This window comes from Paenibacillus sp. N119s (genome assembly GCF_059447605.1).
In genome coordinates this window covers 1-21657 of the sequence record NZ_JCAJRU010000063.1, presented here as the reverse complement: position 1 = coordinate 21657, position 21657 = coordinate 1, and the positions used below count along the sequence as shown (strand labels likewise).

Genomic DNA, 21657 nt, shown 5'->3' with positions numbered 1-21657 from the left:
TAAAAGACGCTCCTATCAAGATATTCACCGTACTTATGATGATCTGGTCACTACGCTGGTTCGAAAATATCAGTACGGAGATGCCATTGATACGGTAAGCCACTATGCCAAACTAGAGACATTTGTTTTACAATATGAGGAAACTGATTGGGCGTTTTTAAAACGCCTCGCTTCTCGCTTTGGTTCCGTACTTGTGCCAGAGGTAACCGCAGCTTCGCCCAAGGTTTTCTTCGGGATGCCCGAAGGCAAGCAGCATAAGGTAGAACGGGATGTATTTTATCGTGTACGAAAAACGTTTCATGAACGGGATGCGGAAAAGCTGAGAGAACGTGCTGGCTCATATATCACCTATATGATCGAAAGCCTGCAATACTATGCGTTGGGCGACCTCATCACGTTACCTATCGGGCAAGGAAAAGAACTGGTCGTGGTTCGAGCCGTGACAACCTTAGCAGATGGCTTACTGCGTACCCGTTACGATCTTCAAGCCGAACAAGATATCCGCTATGCACGGTATGAAAACGATCAGGCTACTGGAATTTCGCTGACAGGAACGGTGCTGAAGGTACAGCAGGATTTTGTACAGCTTCAACTGGACATCGATCCGAAACAAGATCCTGTCAAAGCCTGCTGGTTTCCGGTGTCTACCCGTTATGTCGCCGAAGAACACAGTGGCTGGTACGATATGCCTGAGATCGGGGAACAGGTGGAATTGTATCTGCCCACACACCGCGAACAGGATGCCTATGTCACTGATTCGCTGCGACAACAACGCCACACAAATGGACAGCCAAATGTAAAGGTATGGCAACATGTGCAAGGTAGTGGTGTCGAAATGTCTGAGCATGAACTGAACCTATCCACCTCCGGTGAATTTTCCATAACACTGAATGAAAGTAATGGAATTACGATTGACAGTCCCGGGAATGTGCAAATTCAAGGTGGTCACGTGAAGCTTGTTGCTGGACAGGAACTTTCACTGGAAGCTGGAACGGCGCTATACTTAAAAGGTGGAGCCAGCAGCATGGTATTGGATGGTGAGACAGACACCAAAGCCCCAGTGATTTATCAAGAAGGTACGGTAAAAGCTCCAGTTTTCGTAGCTGACCTCCCTCCTGTTCCAGAACCTCCATTGATGAGCATCAAAGCATATCAGGCGGCGCAAGCTCCATCAGCAGCTAAGACATCATCAAGCAGCCAAGCCTCTCCTCCTAAAGCAAAAGTCACCAGTCCAGCAAAGCTTCAACAAGCGAATGCCATGATGGGGACAGTATCCAAGCTATTAGGCTCCATTCCGGTAATGGGGAAAGTGGCTGGCGTTGTTGTAGGAGCGCTAAGTGGACCTGCAGCGGGTTTGATTCTGAAAGCAACCGCAGCGATCCCTGTTCGTAGCAAAGGAACCCCTATCGTTGGAGGCGGTAAGGGGAACGGTATTCATCCGTTAAAATACTTGGCGGGTTTGGCCACGCAAGGGTTGATTAGTATACACGAGCATGAGAAAGCTAAACAAGCCTATTATAGCAAATGGATTCTTGGGAAAGTGTTTACGAGCGCCCGTCATATAGCGCATTCCGGCGGCACATTGGAACTAGTACAGAACCTGCTTAAAGAATCGAATGCCATGGTTCATGCGTATCAGCAGGTTCCGGAAGAAGTAAGAAAACGCTGGAGAGCCGATTACGACAGTCGCATGGCACAGCAACAGCCTAAACAACAAGCTGAGAAGCCTAAGTCTTGGTGGGATCGTTACCTGGATTATACAGGTAGCAGCGCGATGATAAAAAGTCAATTAGCCATGGAGCAGGCACATGCTTCTCAAAAAACAGCAAACAGCCTAGCTGAATTATACAAAGGCATAGAGCAGGCTAATAACGTAAGGTCTCAAAATCAATTAAACTCCATTGGTGAATTTTTAGATTATTGGTCATTTGGTATACCTAAAGGATTGTATCAAGCCTATATGGAGCGCGCACGTAATCAAGGTAACTCTGGTAGTGACGCAATCAATTTTGCTACATTTGGAATAACAGAAGCTATACGCGGAGCTTTGACACCTGAAGACCCTTTGTCACCAGACCATTTGTCCAATATCATTAGTGTAGCAGCGATCGTTGAGGGAGCCGGTTCATTTTTCAAGCCGAAAACTATACTAAATCCGCCAGTTAAAGAACCGGTTTATCCAAGACCTAAAATTATAAACGAAAAAACAGAGTCACCCCACCCTTCAAATTCAAAACCTAATAAAGTTGAGAAGCCAGGCGGTGTTGCTCAGGGAACAGTAAACAGATTTCCAACTAGCCGAATCGATTCTGTAATGGATCAACATTTTATTGATGAGGTCGCGAAGGCTAGAGGTCGATTGTCAAACAAATACAAAGAAACAGGTAACTTCGCATATGCAGAAGTGAAGGTGTCCGGGGTTAAGAAGGAAGACTTTTATGCCCATAGTAAAATTCATAGCTCTGCTAAAAAAATACCTGGAACTGAAGAGTTCTCTTTCAAACCCGACAATCCAAAATTCAAGGCAACTGAAGCTCCAGATGCAGAAGGAAATATATATATGAGAGATGGGGATACAGAGTATAAAATTTTAAATGATGTAGCAGATCGATTAGGTGATAACCACAATGCATCAGGAAATATCAAACTCTTCACTGAAAAAGATACATGTGGAAGTTGTAACGAAATCATCCAACAATTTGACAAAGAATATCCTAACGTTAAAATTGAGGTTATCCATAATAATAACATAACTATTAACCCTAAATAATTGAATAAGGTGGTTAAGAAATGGCTTGGAATTATGATGAGTTAATTGATAGTATTCTTGAGAATTACCAGGATTATAAAAACGAGGAAATGATGAGTAGTAAAGAAGCAATTGCAAGAACATTCTATGATTTTGAAGGATTGATGAATAGAAGTGAAACAGATAAGGCTTTAATTAATGTCGTTTACGGGGAGATATTATTAACTCTTCCAAGAGTTTTGTATACTGTTAAAAATAATTTAAGCAAAAGATTATCTGAACTGAATTTTAATTTAATTGAGCAAGAACAAAAATTAACCACTGAGCAATACAGTGACTTATTTAATCGTAAGAATTTTGTATTACAAGAGTTGGAAAATAAGATGTTAGACTATTATCCAAGAGTATGTTGGTATTACGGTGAATTGACAAATGAAGTTAATGTTTTCTTTAACCAAATTTACGAAGAGAATGTCTTGCCCGATGAAATTTTTTCTAGTGTATTTCAGCGATTTGAACGTGATTGTAAAAATACATTAAGTGAAAAAGTAATCGTGTATACCACACTAGCTGAAAACTTATTAAACCAAAGACTACCAAAGATCGATGGATTAAAACTAATTAAACAAGAATTACAGCAGTTTAACATAGCAGATATTTTTGAAGAACAATTGCTAGAAAAAGAAAAATTAGAACTAGAAATGCGAATTAAAAAAGTATTAAGTCGACTTTCCTAATAGTGGAATAACTCTTTTAAAAATCCATTGAAATTTCCCCATAACTAAACGAAATTTCACGAAGCTTATTCCAACTTGAATCTTAAAAGTAGGAACGAGCTTTTTTGGTACAATCGAAATCTAAGACAAAAAAGTAAAATAGTCCAGCTTGTCTGCAGACAACGATAAATTTCCATTCCTCTCTCTTAACACATGGGAGAGAGATACGAAATGTCAGATTGGTTTCTCGAAGCGTTACGCAAACGATTTTATCAAAAAAATGGGAATTTTTTCCTTATTTTAAACAAAAATAGGGAATCAACAATTAAAAAAAGATGAACTTGGACTAAAAAATTAATCCTTAAATGAAGTTCCACATCCTAATAAAGAGGAATAAAAATGGATCATAAAGAAATTGAGAATTTACCCTATCTATTACCAACAGAAACATTAGCGTTGATGTTTCAATACGTATTGAATGAATTTGATACTGGTAAAATTGAGAAAAAGGATTTTTTATTAATTCTTAGTCAATTAACAGATAGACAAGTTATGACCTACGAATTATTGGAAATCGAAGTAAGAAATAGTATAGATAAGGTGCTTCACAGGTTGTGGAATACTGACTCTTATGATGATGTAGATATCATTCTTTCAATTGTTGTAAACCTCGGACTAAAAAATTGCTTTCAAAAAATTAAAGATTCAATAAATCAAGATAAGGATATATACGAATTAATTTTAAAAGAAATTATAGAAACAATTGATGAAGTTGGTGGAAATATTTCGAATCCATATCATAGTTTAGAAAGATTCAAATAAGCCATGTCAATAGTTTGTCGATAAATTCGGATAATTTTTCTGAAAAGGCTTAACATTATGGGTTTTCTACTTCATTTTCCTTCAACTCAACTAAACTCAACAAAAATGCACCCTCTAGCATTCATCGGACAAACCAAGAGGTTCGTTCCAATGTCTACACTAGGGGGTGCTCTTCTAATCAGGCGAATTTCCTTTACCCCTTAACCGACCCAGCTGCGATCCCTTCCACAATCCGGTCACTCATGATGAGGAACACGAGCAAAATGGGCAAAATGCTGATCATCAACGTGGCTCCGATTGCGCCCCAGTCGGTCGTATATTGTCCGATAAAGTTCTGAACGCCGACGGTCAGTGTTTTGTTTTCGTCCGAGCTAATAAACGTATTGACGAAAATAAACTCATTCCAGTTGTAGATCATGTTAATAATAGACGTCGTTGCCATGACGGGGGTGGTCATAGGCAGTACAATGCGGAAGAACATCCGGTTGACGGAGCAACCATCCATAACGGCCGCCTCTTCCACTTCACGGGGCAGGGCGTAATAGAAGCCCAGCAAGATCATCATTGTTGTCGGTAGATTAAAAGCGACATACGACAGGATGATGGATACCGAAGTGTCTGTTAGATGCAGTTTGAGAAACATACTGAATAGCGGGATCAAGGTCGAATGGACCGGAATCATGAGTCCGACCATAAAAAGCCCGAGGACCAGCTGACTCCCTTTCCACCGCATACGTGTAATGGCAAACGTAACAAAGCTGGCCAGCAGCACCGTTAGCACCACAGATATGACTGTGATCCACACACTATTGAAGAAATACCGTCCGATATTGCCGCTGGTCCACACGTTCATATAGTTTTCCCAATGCGGCTGGGACGGGAGTGCAAACGGTGGAAGGTTAAACACTTCCTGATTATTTTTAAGCGAGAATAGCATCAGCCACACTAGTGGCAAAAGCTGTGTCACCGCCAAGATGATTAAAATGATATACAACGCGGCATAACCGACCCGAGTTAACATTTTGCCGCGGGTAGCGACTCCAAGCGGATAGTTGGCGGCTGCCTGGGTTTTCATATCCGTTCCTCCCTCTTTCTGTCCTCTGTTACCCCTGATCTAATGGCATGAGTGTTCTATGAATACTGGATGGTATCACTAGTAGCGGTCACCTTACGAATCACCCACGTAGCAATCAGGCAGATGAGCAGCAGAGCAAAGGCTGTAGCGCTGCCATATCCGAAATCAAAGCTGCGGAACGCCTGGTGGTACATGTACGAAGCCATCACTTCACTGGCGCCGTTCGGCCCACCGTCCGTCATGACGTAGATCAGGTCAAAATATTTGAGCGAGCCAACAATCGACAATATGATCGTCACGTTAATCACCTCGCGCAGCAGAGGCAATTTGATACGCGTCGCAATCTGCCAGGCACTGGCTCCGTCGATGCGGGCAGCCTCCATCAGCGTTTCGGGAATGTTTTTCAGCCCAGCATAATAGATCAGGATATAAAAGCCCGCATATTGCCAAATAATCGGGATGAATAAGGCGAGCAGCACCAGCGACGGATTAGCTAACCACTCGGGCGGGTTGTGAACTCCGACTGACGCCAGCAAAGAATTCAGCACGCCGTTGGTCGGATGATACATTTTGAGCCACAATTGAGCGATTGCTACAGAGGACAGCAGCATGGGAATCAAATAAATTTTCCGCAGCAGGTTCGCTCCCTTGATTTTTCCTGACAAAATCATTGCAACGACCAGATAACCGATCAAGCTAATGCCTGAAAACAAGGCTAATAGCAGCGAATGCCAGGCACTTTGCCAGAACGCTTTGTCTGTGAACAAATGTTGGTAGTTATCCAGCCCTACGAAAGTCATAGCGCCGATTCCATTCCACTGATTCAGACCGTAATAGCCGGTCAGTACGATGGGCACATAAATCACGGCAAATAACAGCAGCAGGGAAGGCAACACATAGAGAGCGATGACGAGCTTATTAGACATGACCTTATCCACGGTCAGACCTCCTTAGGTGGTCAATTTCAATTTCCTTTCTCGATGGCAGCCTTATGCTGGTCGGCAAATTGCTGCGGTGTCACCGCTTTACCAAACAATGCCTGAATCATGTTCAAATGCACCTGCGCTGCATTCGGCTTCATCTGTACATCGGCGAACAATGTAATGTTGCTGGCTTGGTTCAGCCCATTCAACAGATCGACATAAAGCTTGGGCAATTTTTCTTTGGAAGTGTCCACCTTCGTTGCCGGAATAACGCCCGCCTGTGTGACCGATTGCTCTCCCCATTTTTCTACGAAGTATTCAACGAATGCTTTGGCTTCTTCTTTCACTTTAGAATTTTCCGAAACGAACAAGCCGACTCCCGGGCCTCCTACCCAACTGTTCTCGTTGCCCTTGCCGCCTGCAACCATCGGGAATTTAAAGAAGCCGACTTGATCTTTAAACGCTTGCGGGATTTCGGGATTAGTCGTAAAATTCGGCAGCTCCCAAGTAGCCATCAAATACATCGCCGCTTTGTCGTTCATAAACTCGGATTTTCCTTCATCATTGGACAAGCCGTTGAATCCTTTGTTAAAGGCATTCATATCCACCAGGGTCTGGATTTCGGAGGCCGCCTGGATTAAACCAGGGTCATCGAACGAGCCTGAGCCGTCAATTGCTTTTTTCAGCGTTTCGCTGCCTGCTATACGGTCTGCCAGATACATGTACCAAAGCGAACCCGTCCAGCGGTCTTTATTGCCCAATGCAATCGGTGCAACTCCGTGATCTACAAGTGTCTTCACCACCTGTTTAAATTCGTCGAATGTCGTAGGTACCTTCAAGTTGTATTTTTGGAATATGGCTTTGTTGTAATAAATGGGTGTTATGTTCAATTCGATTGGAAGCGCATATGTTTTGCCGTTCAGCGCATACGCTTCGGTCGTTCCTGGTACGAATTTGTCCTTCAGCTTGGAACCTTGCAACAGGTCATCCATCGGCGTAAATAATCCACCTTTAACGTAAGGCTCCATAAAGCCCGCTGCCCAGGTGATGCCGATATCCGGTAATTCATTGGAAGCTGACAGCACTTTGAGTTTGTTTTTATATTGTTCATTTTCCAGCACTTCCTGCTGAATGACGACATTCGGATGATCCTTTTCGTATTGATCTATAATCTGAGTCACAAGCTTGCTCTGCTGTGCCGAGCTTCCCTCTGGCCACAGGTGCATCATTTTGAGTGTAACCTTTCCTCCTGCTCCGCTGGAACCATCTTGACCATCCTTACCACCACAACCGGACAGCACTAGCATGAATGACAGCAGCAGGGTCAACCCAGCAACCCATTTTCGGTGAGAGCGCTTACGCAAAAAAGACTTATTGGACATCGTTAGACCTCCGTTTGTTGTAATTTATATTTTTTGTAACCGTTATCATTTGTAAGTTTAGCACTCTATTTCTGCTTCCAACAGGGTACGCTCATTGGGTATAATTCCACTTTTATTGGATTGTGAGCAGCCTCTACTGTCAATCGATATTTTCCGGTCCTGTACGCATCTGCTGTCTATACCGGCTGGGACTGACTCCCTCGGTCGCTTTGAATACTTTAGTAAAATATTTATCTGTCCGGTAGCCTGAGCGCTCGCCGATTTGGGCAATTGTTAGCTGAGTATGCAGTAGCAGCTCTTTAGCCCGTTGAATCCGCAGCCGGTGCAGATATTCGCTAAAGGACAAACCACTTTGCTCCTTAAACAAAACACTAAAATAGCTCGCATTCAGGTGTGAATGCGCCGCAGTCTGCGCCATCGTAATGGGCTCGTGAAGATGCTCCGCCATATAGGCAAAGGCTTGCCGTACCGGATCACTAAGCGTAGCTGTTTGGAGGTCAAGCTCCAGCAGAACAGGGTCAGCCAGCTTGTCCAGCTTCTTGTACCGCTGCCGTTCCTCTTCCAGCTGCAGCGCTTCATTCACCGCATTCAGCAGCTCCTGCTTATCAATCGGCTTGAGCAAATAATTAACGGCTCCGAGACGAAGCGCCTGCTGGACATAATCAAACTCCGCATATCCCGAGATCACAATGATCGCTGGTCGATGTGAATCCCGTTCCAGAGAACGGATTAAATCCAGCCCGCTGAATTCCGGCAACCGGACATCTGTAATCAGCAGATGCACCTTCTCTGCTTGCAGCATATGTGATGCCTCCAGGCCATTACCTGATGTCATAATCCGGTATTTCCCGGCGGCCCACTGCTCCAGTGTTTGATGTATCCCCTGACGTGTTCTTTGTTCATCATCTACAATGACGATGGTCTTGGATGAAATGCTCATGCCTATCGCCCTCCGTATTCATCAGGAATTTCAAAAGTAACCACTGTTCCTTCCTGCACAGCACTATGGATCAGCACGCCGTCTGTTCGATAAGCTGCGCTGTCATAGTAGAGAGCAAGCCGACGCTGCACATTAACCAGCCCCATACCGGTTCCCTTGCTCTGGCAGGCAGCCCCCTCCATCAACGCTGAACGCACAGCTGCGAGTTCCTCCTGTGTCATTCCTGGTCCGTTATCTATAACCTCAATTTTGATCCAACCCAATCTCTCCGAAGGAGTGACTCGAATCTCAACCCGGCCGTTGCCGATACGATTTTCGACGCCATGTAAGATTGCATTTTCAAGAATCGGCTGGATCAACAGTTTTGGAAGCGGAATTCTCGCCGCCTCTGACGGCATATGAATTTGCCAGCTCAGGCGTTCACCCAGACGCATCTCCATCAGTTCCAGATAACGACGGACTTGTGCCATTTCTTCCCCTAGTGTCACCCAAGCGTCATGATGAGCCGGATCGATCACATAACGAAACAGCCGCGACATGGACACCATCAGCCCGGCAAGCTCCTCTTCCCCCTTCTCCTGTAGCGACCAGTTAAAAGCATCCAGTGTATTAAAAAGAAAATGCGGATTAATCTGCGCCTGCAGTGCTTTAAGCTCGGTTTGGCTTTGCAAAGCCTCCTTTTCACAAATGACGCGGATCAGATCATTGATATCAACAATCATCGTGTTGTACTCTGCGTTTAATTCCCGTAATTCAACTGCTGCTGCAGGTTCTGGATTCAAGACTAACGCCCCTTCCCGTGAACGGCGCATCGCCTGAATCAACTGACCTATCGGTCTTGTGATCAACGTGGACAGCATAAAGGACATGAACAGGAATAATACGGCCCCTAGAGACGCGGAAATAATAAGTGTCGTCCGTAAAACTGTAATTCCGTCTGTGACGACGCTAACCGGAATCAGGATCAGCAGCGACCAGCCTGTCCGCTCTGACTGCTGAACCGCCTTGACATATTCCCGTTCCCCAATATGAACCGTCTGTGTCTTGCTGTGCAGAATATCTAATAAATTGGTTCGATCCATAGGCTCACCCGACAGCAGCTGCCCTCGGCGATCTATAAGCAGCATGGTTTCATTCGCTTCTTCATTAGTTGCTGGAGAACCATTCAGCCCAAAATAACTTCGTTCCATGCGGGTAATCAGATATCCGCCGCGTGAAAACCAGCGATCCACCAGGCTCACCTGCCGAATCGCCAGCAGTGACCGAGGGTCCTCAGGATCTATGCCGATCCAGACCAGCCTGCCTTTCATTTGATTTGCCTCCCGGATGTCCGCCTGTCCGATCCGATCCTCCAGACTGCCCTCTCGAATTGGAAACAACATCTTCCCTTCGGCGGTGTACAGCTCCAATGAACCAACACTCGGCATGTAAGCCTGATAGCTATGCATCACTTGCAGTAGCGATTGGCGCTGTTCGAAAGTCACCTGACTCCCATTTCGTTCCTCCAGCAAAATATGCTGAACAGACGGGTGATTCGCCACCTGTTCGGTCAGGCTGTCCATCTGACCGATTAAAGCATCCAGCCTGCCGCTTGCTTGTACTGCGGTCTGACCAATGTGCCGCTCTGCGCTGTCTTTTAACAGGTGAGAGACATTTAGGTAAATGAACGCCCCCGCCACACTCATCATAATGAGCATCACCAATATAAAGCCGATAAAAATTTGATTACGTAACGTGTTTAATGGTTGAAACCTTGAACGCATATGCCGTCTCCCCCTGAATCATCGCAGAAAAGTAGATAATGATAACGCTTTCTATTTTTCTATTCTAGCGCATCGTTCTCCTTTGTTGGCATATTTTTAGCAGAGTTTGATCAAACAGACAGCTCTCCTTGGAATTATTTCGCTTGATGTATTGGGAAAATAAAGTATTAGACTTCCGATGCGTCCTTAAGCTAACGAGCAGCCATGGCTTGAACTATACGATGGTTATTATTTGTGAGCCGCAAAAAGCTCCTTGTGACGGAATTTACGTCCCAAGAGCTTTTTCACTATTATACGGTTAGATGTTAATTCTAAGACGTAATTCCGCCATCATAGCCTCAGCTTGCTGTGGATCTTCATTCAGCAGCTTCCTGTATGTCAGCATCCAATTCAGCGTTACATAACATAACTGGGTGATTATCTGCACCCTTTTTTATTGACATTACTTGGATGATGCATTATTATAAGTATACATATAATAAGTGAACTTATAAAGGAGTTGTGATAATGAAAATTGGGATTAAGATTGCTTTTAATGCACCAAGAGAGAAAATTTGGGAACACTATATTGACAAAGAAAAACGTGCTTTATGGGAGGAAGACTTAGAAGAGCTTCAATTTGATGGGGAAATAAAAAATGGCACTACTGGGCGAATGAAATTGAAGGACATGCCAGCAATGGAATTTGTTTTATCAAAGATAGTTGAAAACGAAGTCTATCACGATAAGTATACTATCCCAGACGCAGGTACATTTTATTTTTGCCATGATATCACCGAAGAAGACGGACAACTATTTGTAAAACATTCAATTTCTTCTGATGAGGATAATGAAATTGCATTAAATGTTTTGACTCAAATTTTTTCGGATTTCCCAAAAGTATTGTGGAAATTTAAAGAAGTAGTTGAAGCTTAATGGAATTTAACTCCATGTTTAAGAACAATGCTGATGAATCAACTGGATTGCTGTTTGTTAAAACATATAATAAGTGGCATGGCAGAATAAAGTCAGCATTAAGCAATTTAGGAATAACCCATCCTCAGTTTGTTGTGTTGAGTACTCTTAATTATTTAAGTCAATTTGAAAAACATATAACGCAGGCCAAAATATCGAGTGTTTCTGAAATTGATGTAATGACAGTTTCACAAATGCTCCGTACACTTGAAAAAAATGGACTTGTAAGTAGAAAGCAAAGTCCTATAGATTCAAGGGCCAATTCCATTGAAATTGTCCAAAAAGGTGTAGAAATTATCAGTAAAGCTGTACCCATTGTTGAATCTATAGATTTAGAGTTCTTTGGGACATTAGGGCCTGAATTGGCACAGTTTAAAGATTCTCTACGAAAATTGGTTAAATGATTATATTTTAAAAACATAATGCTGCAGCAAAAGGAGCAGGATACTTTCGAGTATTCCTGTCCTTTTTAAATATTTACCTTTTATTTATTCGATGAGCCCGAGTTCTTTATATACTGCTCCTGCAGGCTCACGACTGGATGGCGTGAACGACGAAGGCATTCCCGTTCAGCGACATTGCCGGCGTCATCGGTTGTCACCTGGATGTGCCTGTAGTCAGCATCCCGCGTGAAGAGGCACATGCGATTTTCAGTTTTCTAGGCATGGTCGCGTCACTTGACTTAGCAAGATCAAGTGATGGGACGAAGGAGTTGCTCGGCCGGAAGCCTGTCCAAGATGGACTTCTCGCAGATCTGGAGCAAGGACATTATTTCACAAAATAGCGTTAGATAACTTGTCCTGTAAACTAATAGATAAACCGATTCGGTATTTGGATTACCGGTATCATTTTGTACTTTTTATGGCCTTATTTGGATCTTACCGAATTTGGTCCTGGATTAGACAGGGCAAGCTATAAACACACAGATCATTAAGCTATCGTAGGAACGTTAGTTCAATGAAACAGCGACAGTCTAGGACTTTATTTTCTCGTTCTTAGCTGTCGCTGTTTCAATTTCTAAGTCAGTCTAACACTTATTTTATGGAGTCTGGCGGTGTTACAATTCGAAAAAACGCGTGAAATAAAGAAATCTAGTCTAATACTTTATTTTCTGCTGACACTTGATAGAGCTACCCCCGATGCTCCTCCAAGTTTATGTATAGTTTGTTTCTCATTTTTTTCTTCCGAATATTAAAAAAGCCTTAACAAAGATATATCCTTATCCTTGTTAAGGCTTGATTTGCATGACCAATAGCAGTCCTCAGAAGTACATCAATAGCAGGATTCAGGCATTATCTTGTCGATAACGAAGCCCATTTTTGCTCCAGCCACTGATCGAATTCAGTACCCTTGTTGCCTTCATAGATATCATAAATATCGACTCTCATCTTACGCAGCTTCTCGCGAAAATCGTTATAGGTATGGTCGGCTGGCAGACTTTTTTTAATCCGCACCAGGATCTTCGTCAACCCCTTAACAAGCTCACCCTCTTTGCGCACAGGCGGCTGTACATTCTCGCCCCATTCCTGAAGTGTGCGGTAAGCGGCTTCCTGCACAGCATATACTGTATCATTGTTCAAACGGTGTGTCAGCAAGTCAATCGTCTGCTGGTTTTTCCATGCCCCTAGTTCATTCACCGCAGCTAGACGCGTTTTCCAATCGGAGGTGCGGTTTGCAGCTACTTTAAGCTGCTCATATACTTCTGTAAATTCCTGTTGCGTTTCATTGTTTTCCAAAATAATCTCATCCTTTTCTAAAAATCACTATATATCTGTTCATCACGATTGCCGTTTGTTAAATATAACATACTTGCAGGTCTTCTTCTAAAAAAGATTATCATGAAATGTGTAGGGGAAAACTTAACCTTCCGTTGTTAAAAATCTAATGAATTCGAACAAAATCTTAAAAATATACGAATTTTATGAACTTGTCTGATGGAAGATTTGAACATAAAATGAAAATGTAATCGATTACAATTAAATTTGAATCAAGGAGGAAGCAGAATCATGAAGAAAAAAGGGTTGAAAAAAACATTTTTCGTCATTGCCTCCCTCGTTATGGGCTTTACGCTGTATAGCTACAGTCCCCCTTCAGCAGATGCAGCCAGTGTGAAAGGATATTACCACACTCAAGGAAACAAGATTGTAGATGAGTCCGGAAAAGAAGCTGCATTTAACGGTCTGAACTGGTTCGGTCTGGAAACTCCCAATTACACCTTGCATGGTCTGTGGAGCCGCTCAATGGACGACATGCTGGATCAGGTGAAGAAGGAAGGCTATAATCTCATCCGTCTGCCTTATAGCAATCAGCTATTCGATTCCAGTTCCCGTGCGGACAGTATTGATTACTACAAAAATCCTGATCTGGTCGGATTGACCCCGATTCAAATTATGGACAAGCTGATCGAAAAAGCTGGACAACGCGGTATCCAGATTATCCTTGACCGTCATCGTCCAGACTCAGGTGGACAATCGGAGCTCTGGTATACCTCCCAGTACCCTGAGTCCCGCTGGATTAGTGACTGGAAGATGTTGGCCGAACGATATAAAAACAATCCTACCGTTATTGGTGCAGATTTACACAACGAGCCACACGGTCAGGCAAGCTGGGGGACAGGCGATGTCTCCACAGACTGGCGTCTTGCGGCGCAGCGTGCAGGGAATGCCATTCTGTCCGTGAATCCGAATTGGCTGATTCTCGTAGAAGGTGTGGATCACAATGTCAAAGGCAACAACAGCCAATACTGGTGGGGCGGCAACTTGACAGGTGTAGCTAATTATCCTGTCGTTCTGGACGTACCGAACCGTGTCGTCTATTCTCCACATGACTACGGCCCTGGTGTGTCTTCACAGCCATGGTTCAACGACTCGACCTTCCCATCCAACCTGCCAGCGATCTGGGATCAAACCTGGGGCTACATCAGCAAGCAAAACATTGCCCCAGTGCTGGTCGGTGAATTCGGCGGCCGCAATGTTGATTTGTCGTCCCCTGAGGGGAAATGGCAAAATGCGCTTGTTGACTATATCGGTGCCAACAACCTGTACTTCACGTATTGGTCCCTCAATCCGAATAGCGGCGACACAGGCGGTCTACTGCTGGATGACTGGACTACCTGGAATCGTCCGAAACAGGACATGCTGAGCCGGATTATGAAGCCTGTTCATTTCATAGCAGAGCAAGCAAAAGCAGCCGCCGAATAGGCACAGGACTTTACTTTGTTTATTCAAAAAGCCGATTTTCCTCCTTCAGGTCAGATTATGCTGAGACTATGAAGAGGTGGAGAAACGGTTTTTTTGTTCTTCCAGTTTTACACATTGTAAATCCCACATTGAATGGGGCATTTTGTAAACTAAATCTCTCTTTTAACCGATAAATACATATGTTGGATTTGAAAATTATTTCGACGCAGGACGCACCATGAACGTAAACTAGTCAGAAAGGAAGTTTGCAAGTGATTATTTGGAAGGGTTTCGGTATTTTAAACGTCATTATTCCAGCAATTTTATTTTTTATTGTCGGGAGTTTAGTATCCGCTCTAGGGCTTGACTCTATAGATTCAAGACTGCCGATGGCTTTTGTGTTCATTGTGTCAGGAGTTATTATCTGGCATTTGGGAAAAGCACTCAACGCCGACTCAGACAAAGTGCTAGTTGATATGGAAACAGGGCAACGCTATCGGATGGGAACTCAACACAGTTTGTTTTTTATCCCCATGCACTATTGGGGCCCTGCCGGTCTAGTGATCGGATTTGTTTTAATCGTTGCATCCATATTTATATAACGTGGATTGGAAAACATGAGTGATTCCAAACACCGCAATACGAGCTAGTTGCCCCCCTTGCGGTGTTTTTATTTTTGAAGTCAATCTAGCCTTTTCGCTACATTCGCCGTTCGAGGATCAGCGAAGTGAGCTGATGCCGAGCTGTTAAGGAGGAAAGGATCAGCACTGTGTTTGATTATTGGGCCGAGTCATAGCCTGTTATGGTTTTCGTCTCCAAACATTCCTCCAGTCCATGTAATCCGTATTCTCTGCCGATACCCGATTGCTTGAATCCCCCGAACGGTGCCTTCATTTCAAAACCTGCTCCGTTAATGAGTACAACACCAGCAGCAATTTGGGCTGCCACTTCATTGGCTTTTTTAATGTCCGAGGAACTGACGTAGGCACCGAGGCCATACTCTGTATTGTTAGCCATTTCGATGGCTTCCTCTTCCGTCTCGTAAGTTAAAATCGATAAGACGGGACCAAAGATTTCTTCCTTGGCGATCGTCATGTCTTCTGTCACCTGAGCGAAAACTGTTGGTTTAACAAAATATCCTTGTTCCAACCCCTCTGGATGCCCTACACCTCCAATGACCAGTTCAGCACCCTCATCAATACCAGACTGAATATATCGCTGAACCTGATTGTATTGCTTCTCTGTTACGATTGGACCAAGTTCAGTGCCTTCTTCCCAGGGATTGCCGACTTTGATGCGTTCCACAGTTTCTTTAGCTACCTGTTTCACTTCTTCCAGCCGTTGCTTGGGGACCAAAAGGCGGGTCCCTGCAACGCAGGCTTGCCCATTATTGTTATAACACTGTCTTACTGCGGTCGGAATTGCCGTGGAAAAATCAGCATCATCTAAGATGATGTTCGGCGATTTGCCGCCCAGTTCCAGCGTGACCCGCTTCATCGAATCTACAGCACCTCGCCGAATTTCCTTTCCTGTTCGAGTGGAACCAGTGAAGGTGATCATTGCAATATCCGGATTGCGGGTCAGTTCGAATCCAACCGTTTGGCCAAGACCATGAACTACATTGATAACACCAGCTGGAATATCAGCCTCATGGAAACATTCAGTAATCAGATGTGCCTGAATCGCGCTAAGTTCACTTGGCTTGATTACCACTGGACAGCCAGCAGCTATGGCAGAAGCTAGCTTTGCAGTAATCTGAGAATAGGTTGCATTCCAGGGGGTAATAATTCCAATAACTCCAATTGGCTCTGCTACTACTTTCGCTTTCCCGATATACTTAACGAAATTGAATTCCTCAAGTGCTTCTTTCGTGTCCAAAAAATTTGTAGCTGCCAGTTTGACTCGGCCAATGGCAGCGGGCTTCGGAGCACCATATTCATTGATGTTAGCCTCCATCATTACTTCTAATTTTGTCATCACCGCGTCATGCAGTCTTTGCAGCATTTGACTGCGCTCCTCCACTGAAGTTCGTGAGAAAGTCTTGAATGCTTTCATTGCTGCCGCGATTGCTCGTTTGGCATCCTCTTCGTTCCCTAAAGTAACACGTCCGATGATTTCTCTAGTTGAAGGATTAATAAGTTCTTGTACCTCTGTGCCATAAGGCTTTACAAATTCCCCGTTAATATAAATTCGATTAATTGTTCTCATTTAAAAAACTCCTTTGAATTCATTTAGAATGTACTATTCTCGAACCCAGAATCGGCATATACAGCATAGAGGTGAAGTGAAACAATATCCTTTCCCACAAAACCTCATATAAAAACAGAATTGCTACCGTAAGTGCAGTATAGCAACCCGATCTACTGGCCCATTCTTTGACGCCCCCTTCGCACTCTGCTAAAAAGAATGATAGCACACAACAAAAACTAAGTAAACAAAATACATATAAATTGTCTATAATGTATAATTCGTTTATAACCTATTGGAAACGTGTATAATAGAAGGAACAGATAAAGGGGGAGCGTAAATGTCAATGGAGAATCAGCAAGATAAAGTAAAAAACAAGCTGCTGAAAAAACTGATTCCGTCCCTCATGAAAGACGGGTTTCAACAAATGAGGATGGACGATATTGCTAAATTTATGGATGTTAGCAGGGCAACGATGTACAAGAATTTTTCTTCAAAAGAAGAAGTCATCGAGGGTGTCGTTCGCATTTTTGTTGACTATATAGAGCAGCTAGAGGACCGTACCAATGAGGATGACGATCAATCATTTGGGGTTTGGTTTCAGCAATTGTTTGAACAATCGGTATCGTTAGTTGGTAAAATATCTGATGTGTTTCTGAAGGATTTACAAACGGTATTTCCAGATATGTACGATGTTTTGAAGACTGCGTTGGATAAAAGGGAACAGCAGACCCTTAAATTTTATCAAGATGGGAAGAACAAGGGGGTTTTTAATCCGATTAATGAGAAGTTCATTTTACTTCAAGACGATATTTTGCTCCGGGAAATCCTGAATGTGAAGTATTTGCTTTATAACCAAATAACCATTCAACAAGTCCTCCATGATTATTACCATTTAAAAAAAATTCAATTGTTTAAACCGGAAAAGATGTCCTTAGTGGACGACTCACGAATTCACCCTGTCATTGAACATTTTGTCGAGAAATTCAATCGTGCTTTATAAATCAAGGGGCTGTCCCAAACTACCATGGCCTTACGGCCACCACCATGAATGAAAATGAACTGGGCCTGTGAATCTGTATGTTTCATACTGGAACTGTAGGTCACAGGCCGTTACTTTTGAAGTAGGACAAACACGCTGGTCCCCAAACCGGCTGACTGTATCACGAGCACGCCTATTATTGCTACGAGCACGTGTATAAACATTCTTATCTCTGAGGGTACATGACCCTGTACTATTACAAGAGTGATACACGGGATACAGGCGAATTTGGAAAAGTGTGCTGGACTTGAAGTATACAAGAGACAGTGGTTGCCTGTCCGGGCAGACCACACTTCTCAATCTGCTGCTGGCGATCTTGTTTTTGAGGAAGAACCGTTTTCTACTCATTGACAGGCCGACCAACCATCTGAATCTGCATGCTCGGAAGCTGGTCAGCGATTATTTGAACGACAAGTGCTGTTTTATTTTGGTGTCGTACGACCAGGCGTTTCTCGACAATTGCGTGAACCACATTCTTTCGATCAACAAGACCAACATCGAAGTCCAGAATTAAATTGTAGCTTCCCAAAAGCTTATAGGTTAATGGATCAGCGTGTTTGCTACTGTGATGCGAAAACTTAGCTCATGCTTCGACCTAGCTGCTCGATCTTGCTCAGCCACTCGTTACGCTGTTGGTCTGTCCTCTTATTCATGAGGTCAATAGTCGTAGCACGTACCGGCTTGACACCGCATAAATGTAACGTGGAATCCTTCATCATCCGGTGCCCAGGCTGTCCCTGAAAAAGTCGGTAATACCAGTGCGGACCATCCATCGTGCTGATCAGGCGGGCCGTTCTTCCCTTTAAGAGCCTGTCAGGCAGGGGTTTTCCTTTTTGATATTTAAACGCAAATCCTGGCATAAAGGTACGGTCAATAAATCCCTTCATTAATGCAGGCAAGCTGCCCCACCAGATCGGAAAGACAAATACGAGATGTTCTGCCCATTTAATCCATTCCTGTGCTTGAATTAAATCAGGCTCTAGCGCCAGCTTATTCCGATAACCTCCTGATAGATTGGGATTAAACTCCAATGCGGACAGCTGCAACAAACGAACCTCAGCCCCCGCACCTTCCGCTCCTTTTACATAGGATTGAGCCAGCGCTTCTCCGTAACTGTCAGCGATCGGATTCCCCTGAATCACCAGTATTCTTTTAGACATATAAGCCACTCCCTACTCCATATAATAATTTTGGTTAGAAAACACTAACTTTATATTCAAAAGAAAAGGCCACTACTGACCTTTACTTAATAAAGCCGTTAAACGTTGTTTGATCTCTGCTGCCAATGGAACTAGCCGCTGTGGCAGTTCACCTTCCAGGCTGGACACGGACAAGCGTGTAATGGCTCCAATCACGAGCACGCCGGATAGCTGAGCATCCTGCTTCGGCAGTTCACCTTGTTGAATCCCCTGTTCGATAAATTCAGTCAACGCCTCCAGCGGCTGACGTACATTCTGACTCTGGCTTGCTTCGACATACAGCTCATGATGCTGTGACAGTAAAAGCAATCCATATTGGTCCTCATCATGCATATTCAGCACTTCATCCACCAGTTGGTGGAAACGACTGAGAAAGCTCCCACTCTGCTTACGATAAAAGTCAATTAAGGTGGTGTAGCTATTGCAATACTGTCCGAATACTTCCAAAGCCATTGCGTCTTTACTCTTAAAATGCTTATAAATGGCGGCATCCGTCACACCGGCAGCCTCTGCAATTTCTTTGACCGAAATCCCGTCAATTCCTTTGGTTGCAAATAAACACATCGCTGCCTGCAGAATATCCTTCTTTTTGCTGTCTACATGAGTTTTCTTATTCATAGGATAATAGTAAGTGATTACTAACTAAAATGCAAATCTTATTTATGCATATTCATCCTGTCTGTATGCTTTAATTTAAAAATCCTTTGGAATGAACCTAAAATATCATGTTTTTATAAATGAATGGTCATGAATACGTTAAATGATACGCGTATCGCCTCGTTTTATTCCTATAAAATATATATGTAACCGAATAAAAGCGGGCGTTTTGAACCGTTAATAAAAAGGAGTAAACTAATTGAGGACGCAAGGACTCATGGTCTCAAGAGGCTTGTATCCGCCTCTGGTTTGCCTCACCACGAACGGGCGACCTATGCGCTGTCTATAACACAAATCCATGAAGTACTGATCACGAGCGATGTCATGCACTATAGCGCACACTAAATTGAACAATTTCCACAATAATAGGTGTACCGGGAGAAATGGTCTCCCCTTCGCCGAGGTGAATCATGAGCGATGAAGGTGTCAAGCTGAACAATGTCCTTTCTTGTAACATGCCATTAATGTACAGATTGGCGTAACTATTGCTTCCGACATGAAACCGCTGAGAAGGCCCCTGCACACCATCTACAGAAAATTGATCCGCCATAATCGTGACTGAAGATTCAATCGGGTCAGGAGTAAAATAAAAATACCGTTCAGCTGTAGGGACAATTTCAATATTGGAGATGTCAGGTGCCGGACCGGTTGGACCAGTTATACCTTGGGCTCCCGTTGGACCGGTTACACCCTGGGCTCCGGAAGGACCGGGTATGCCTTGGGCTCCGGGAGGACCAGGCATGCCCTGGGCTCCGGGAGGGCCTGGTATACCCTGTGCCCCGGAAGAACCGGGTGCGCCTGCACGACCTGGAGCTCCAGCTGGACCGGGCACTCCGGGTGCTCCCTGCATTCCTGCTGGACCCTGTATTCCTGGTGCTCCCGCAGTTCCCGGTACGCCTGGCGCTCCTGTCACCCCGGCTTCGCCCGGCATTCCTGCTGAACCCGGTAGACCTTGCTTTTCTGTCTGCCCCGATCCCCTCCTCCGCTTGGCAGAAGTATTTTTGAAGCGCGGGTGTATAATAATTAGCTTTGGATGCTTTCGGGCATGCAACCCTGTTTTTATTTTACCTTTGGATGGATGCCTGGATTTACACTTTTTACATTTGTTAATCTTGCAATGTATCGTCCTCTTTCCCTGCCTCCTTAGTGATGCATCACGTCTCCTCATACCAGCCGTATCCCCCTCCTCTCATGCTTATGTATTGTATGCACATCTCCCCTTAGAGTCTTAGGCATTTGTAGCATACAGATGCCAAGTATTCGCTTACATTTTTGGCGCAGCAAATTAGGGCCTTCTTCATTTACCCTATTATTAATTAGGAAGGTTCATATGCCGTTTCCGAATTGGTTGAAAAATCATTTATTGATTAAGAGCCACTTAGTGGCTCATACCAGTATAGAAAGGAGATGAGAACTATGCCAATCATAAAACCTGTGTACACAGCAGTAGCTACTGCTCCCGTAGCAACGGGTGGTGCTATAAGCACGACTGTAACCCCAGCCGTGACTCGTTTTTTTGCAACAATTACAGCCGGGATGATCGGAGCAACAACAACAACTATTCCTGCTGCCAGCTTCGTAGATGACTCCGATACTCCAGTTGTTGCTTTGCCAACATTAACGGCTACTGATTCTGCTAATTATTATATTAATGGAGTTATTCAGCAGAGCTCCTTATTCACCTTAACCACGGCAAGTCTGGTCATTGCCTCCGTAGATATTACACCAGGTGTCCCCGCTGTCATAGAAATATCTGATTTTAGCGGCACAACCTCCACCATCACAACCCAGCCTACCATCTCTGCCCCTACCGTAACAATTATCACATAAGGCGTTTCAATAATGTTGAACCTACCTGGACTGAATGGTGATTCATGCTGGACACTACCCCGAATAAGCAAGAAAAAGACCGATTCAGATGTTAATATCTGCATCGGTCTTTTAAATTCTCAATAATCTAGAGCGTGTCTTCAAACTATAAAACTATGATTCGAGTATCAATAATGGTAAACTTTTCGTATGAAAAGACGATACGAAATTCGAGACGACCAATGGAATCAAATTAAACA

The 21657-nt window shown here is 43.8% G+C and carries 20 protein-coding genes and 1 pseudogene; 11 read left to right on the top strand and 10 right to left on the bottom strand.

From position 1 onward, the window contains the following. From AC5V8P_RS09940 to AC5V8P_RS09930, 3 genes are all read left to right on the top strand, one after another. Positions 1–2770, top strand: a 2770-nt coding sequence (locus AC5V8P_RS09940; RefSeq protein ID WP_495473617.1) for a deaminase domain-containing protein, incomplete at its 5' end; no start/stop codon positions are given. Positions 2771–2790: 20 nt separating this feature from the next. Further along, entirely contained in the window at positions 2791–3486 is a 696-nt protein-coding gene (locus AC5V8P_RS09935) for an Imm3 family immunity protein (protein ID WP_064796927.1), read from the top strand. A 378-nt stretch (positions 3487–3864) separates the two neighbouring features. Continuing rightward, complete coding sequence (locus AC5V8P_RS09930) at positions 3865–4287, top strand: hypothetical protein (RefSeq protein WP_063211206.1); 423 nt, start codon at positions 3865–3867, stop codon at positions 4285–4287. A gap of 193 nt (positions 4288–4480) precedes the next feature. Here the strand turns inward: AC5V8P_RS09930 and AC5V8P_RS09925 are convergent, their stop codons facing one another. The 5 genes from AC5V8P_RS09925 to AC5V8P_RS09905 all read right to left on the bottom strand — a co-directional run bounded on the left by AC5V8P_RS09925 (position 4481) and on the right by AC5V8P_RS09905 (position 10370). Next, positions 4481–5362 carry a carbohydrate ABC transporter permease gene (locus AC5V8P_RS09925; RefSeq protein WP_064796926.1) on the bottom strand — a complete coding sequence of 294 codons (882 nt, stop codon included), beginning with the start codon at positions 5360–5362 and terminating at the stop codon, positions 4481–4483. A gap of 56 nt (positions 5363–5418) precedes the next feature. Continuing rightward, positions 5419–6300, bottom strand: coding sequence for a carbohydrate ABC transporter permease (locus AC5V8P_RS09920; RefSeq protein WP_064796925.1), 882 nt, complete (start codon positions 6298–6300; stop codon positions 5419–5421). A gap of 26 nt (positions 6301–6326) precedes the next feature. Then, a complete protein-coding gene (locus AC5V8P_RS09915; RefSeq protein WP_064796924.1) occupies positions 6327–7667 on the bottom strand; it encodes an extracellular solute-binding protein in 1341 nt (446 codons plus the stop codon). A gap of 139 nt (positions 7668–7806) precedes the next feature. After that, positions 7807–8607 carry a response regulator gene (locus AC5V8P_RS09910; RefSeq protein WP_064796923.1) on the bottom strand — a complete coding sequence of 267 codons (801 nt, stop codon included), beginning with the start codon at positions 8605–8607 and terminating at the stop codon, positions 7807–7809. Positions 8608–8609: 2 nt separating this feature from the next. Continuing rightward, on the bottom strand, positions 8610–10370 hold the full coding sequence (locus AC5V8P_RS09905; RefSeq protein WP_064796922.1) for a cache domain-containing sensor histidine kinase: 1761 nt from the start codon (positions 10368–10370) through the stop codon (positions 8610–8612). Positions 10371–10877: 507 nt separating this feature from the next. On the opposite strand from AC5V8P_RS09905, the gene AC5V8P_RS09900 reads away from it, so the two are divergent. From AC5V8P_RS09900 to AC5V8P_RS09890, 3 genes are all read left to right on the top strand, one after another. Then, positions 10878–11285, top strand: a complete 408-nt coding sequence (locus tag AC5V8P_RS09900; protein WP_063211216.1) for an SRPBCC family protein — start codon at positions 10878–10880, stop codon at positions 11283–11285. A gap of 14 nt (positions 11286–11299) precedes the next feature. Then, positions 11300–11728 (top strand): MarR family winged helix-turn-helix transcriptional regulator, encoded by a 429-nt coding sequence (locus AC5V8P_RS09895; RefSeq protein ID WP_231116844.1) that lies wholly within the window; start codon positions 11300–11302, stop codon positions 11726–11728. A gap of 203 nt (positions 11729–11931) precedes the next feature. Next, complete coding sequence (locus AC5V8P_RS09890; RefSeq protein WP_231116843.1) at positions 11932–12108, top strand: hypothetical protein; 177 nt, start codon at positions 11932–11934, stop codon at positions 12106–12108. 508 nt (positions 12109–12616) lie between these two features. On the opposite strand, the gene AC5V8P_RS09885 is transcribed toward AC5V8P_RS09890, so the two are convergent. Next, complete coding sequence (locus tag AC5V8P_RS09885) at positions 12617–13060, bottom strand: HEAT repeat domain-containing protein (RefSeq protein WP_063211220.1); 444 nt, start codon at positions 13058–13060, stop codon at positions 12617–12619. Between the two features lie 270 nt (positions 13061–13330). Between AC5V8P_RS09885 and AC5V8P_RS09880 the strand changes: the two genes are divergently transcribed. Both AC5V8P_RS09880 and AC5V8P_RS09875 read left to right on the top strand, forming a co-directional pair. Then, positions 13331–14524: a glycoside hydrolase family 5 protein gene (locus AC5V8P_RS09880; protein ID WP_063211222.1), complete on the top strand. Its 1194-nt coding sequence runs from the start codon at positions 13331–13333 to the stop codon at positions 14522–14524. A gap of 251 nt (positions 14525–14775) precedes the next feature. Further along, positions 14776–15105 carry a hypothetical protein gene (locus AC5V8P_RS09875; RefSeq protein WP_063211224.1) on the top strand — a complete coding sequence of 110 codons (330 nt, stop codon included), beginning with the start codon at positions 14776–14778 and terminating at the stop codon, positions 15103–15105. Positions 15106–15280: 175 nt separating this feature from the next. Here AC5V8P_RS09875 and AC5V8P_RS09870 read toward each other — a convergent pair whose 3' ends face one another. Next, on the bottom strand, positions 15281–16711 hold the full coding sequence (locus AC5V8P_RS09870) for an aldehyde dehydrogenase family protein (protein WP_063211226.1): 1431 nt from the start codon (positions 16709–16711) through the stop codon (positions 15281–15283). Positions 16712–17030: 319 nt separating this feature from the next. On the opposite strand from AC5V8P_RS09870, the gene AC5V8P_RS09865 reads away from it, so the two are divergent. After that, positions 17031–17693 carry a TetR/AcrR family transcriptional regulator gene (locus AC5V8P_RS09865; protein ID WP_064796921.1) on the top strand — a complete coding sequence of 221 codons (663 nt, stop codon included), beginning with the start codon at positions 17031–17033 and terminating at the stop codon, positions 17691–17693. 337 nt (positions 17694–18030) lie between these two features. Then, a pseudogene (locus AC5V8P_RS09860) lies at positions 18031–18240 on the top strand (P-loop NTPase family protein); the annotation flags it as partial. A gap of 70 nt (positions 18241–18310) precedes the next feature. Here AC5V8P_RS09860 and AC5V8P_RS09855 read toward each other — a convergent pair. The 3 genes from AC5V8P_RS09855 to AC5V8P_RS09845 all read right to left on the bottom strand — a co-directional run bounded on the left by AC5V8P_RS09855 (position 18311) and on the right by AC5V8P_RS09845 (position 20519). Continuing rightward, on the bottom strand, positions 18311–18892 hold the full coding sequence (locus tag AC5V8P_RS09855) for an NAD(P)H-dependent oxidoreductase (RefSeq protein ID WP_063211230.1): 582 nt from the start codon (positions 18890–18892) through the stop codon (positions 18311–18313). 72 nt (positions 18893–18964) lie between these two features. After that, positions 18965–19549 (bottom strand): TetR/AcrR family transcriptional regulator, encoded by a 585-nt coding sequence (locus AC5V8P_RS09850; protein ID WP_063211232.1) that lies wholly within the window; start codon positions 19547–19549, stop codon positions 18965–18967. 361 nt (positions 19550–19910) lie between these two features. Further along, a complete protein-coding gene (locus tag AC5V8P_RS09845) occupies positions 19911–20519 on the bottom strand; it encodes a DUF4183 domain-containing protein (RefSeq protein WP_064796920.1) in 609 nt (202 codons plus the stop codon). 485 nt (positions 20520–21004) lie between these two features. Here AC5V8P_RS09845 and AC5V8P_RS09840 point away from each other — a divergent pair, with 485 nt between their 5' ends. Further along, a complete protein-coding gene (locus AC5V8P_RS09840; RefSeq protein ID WP_063211236.1) occupies positions 21005–21418 on the top strand; it encodes a DUF4183 domain-containing protein in 414 nt (137 codons plus the stop codon). The last annotated feature ends 239 nt before the right edge of the window (positions 21419–21657 follow it).